Genomic DNA, 1,275 nt, shown 5'->3' with positions numbered 1-1,275 from the left:
GTCCTTGGCCGTGAGGAACAGGACCGGGAAGTGCTTGCCGGCGGCGCGCAGGCGGCGGGTAACGGTGAAGCCGTCCATGTCCGGCAGCATGACGTCCAGCACCGCCAGATCGGGGGAGTGCAACTCAGCAGCAGCCAGCGCCTCGCGTCCGCTGCCGGCCGAGACGACTTCAAAACCAGCGAAGCGCAGGGACGTGGAGAGCAGCTCGCGGATGTTCGGTTCGTCATCGACGACGAGGAGCTTGGCTTCGGGACCGTTCTTCTTCATGTTCCCATGATGCTCCCAGACTCTGGGAGTTTTCTGAATGGAGGTTGTGTGTTGCATGGCCGCATCCCCGGCACCCGCCTAGCCCGCGGTGCCGACGTCCTTGGCGTCCATGATCCGGTAGGCGTACCCCTGCTCGGCGAGGAACCGCTGCCGCTTCGCGGCGAAATCCTGGTCCAGGGTGTCCCTGGCCACGAGCGAATAGAACCGGGCGGAGCGGCCGTCCTTCTTCGGGCGCAGCAGCCGGCCCAGGCGCTGGGCCTCCTCCTGGCGGGACCCGAATGAACCGGAGACCTGGATCGCGACCGACGCCTCGGGCAGGTCGATGGAGAAATTGGCGACTTTGGACACCACCAGGGTCTTCACCTCGCCGGCGCGGAACGCGTCGAACAGCCGCTGGCGCTCCTTCACCGACGTGTCGCCCTTGATCACCGGCGCGCCCAGGCGCTCGCCGATCTCGTCGAGCTGGTCGATGTACTGCCCGATCACCAGGAGCTGTTCCCCGGCGTGTTCGGCGACGAGTTCTTCGACCACCCGGGTCTTCGTCTCGGAGGTGGCACACAGCCGGTATTTGTCGGCGTCCTCGGCCATGGCATAGGCCACCCGTTCGTCGCGGGGCAGGTCCACCCGGACTTCCACGCAATCGGCCGGGGCGATGTAGCCCTGGGCCTCGATGTCCTTCCACGGCGCGTCGTAGCGTTTCGGCCCGATCAGGCTGAAGACCTCGCCCTCCCGGCCGTCCTCCCGCACCAACGTGGCGGTCAGCCCGAGCCGCCGGCGGGCCTGCAGGTCCGCCGTCATCCGGAAGATCGGCGCGGGCAGCAGGTGGACCTCGTCGTAGATGATCAGGCCCCAGTCGTTGCCGTCCACGAGCTCCAGGTGCGGGTACAGCCCGCCGCGCTTCGTGGTCAGGACCTGGTAGGTGGCGATCGTGACCGGCCGGACTTCCTTAACGGAGCCGGAGTACTCGCCGATCTCCTCCTCAGTCAGCGACGTGCGTTTGAGGAGCTC

The 1,275-nt window shown here is 67.1% G+C and carries 2 protein-coding genes; both read right to left on the bottom strand.

Going from position 1 to position 1,275, the window contains the following annotated elements; genetic code table 11:
* The coding region (locus LQV45_RS33435) for a response regulator (RefSeq protein WP_230012056.1) at positions 1-267 on the bottom strand (267 nt) is incomplete at its 3' end.
* Positions 268-345: 78 nt separating this feature from the next.
* A partial coding sequence (locus tag LQV45_RS33430) for a DEAD/DEAH box helicase (RefSeq protein WP_230012053.1) occupies positions 346-1,275 on the bottom strand: 930 nt, incomplete at its 5' end.

Source organism: Microbacterium sp. Bi128 (genome assembly GCF_918698205.1).
The sequence above is the reverse complement of the archived record's forward strand: the minus strand, read 5'-3'. Positions and strand labels throughout refer to the sequence as shown.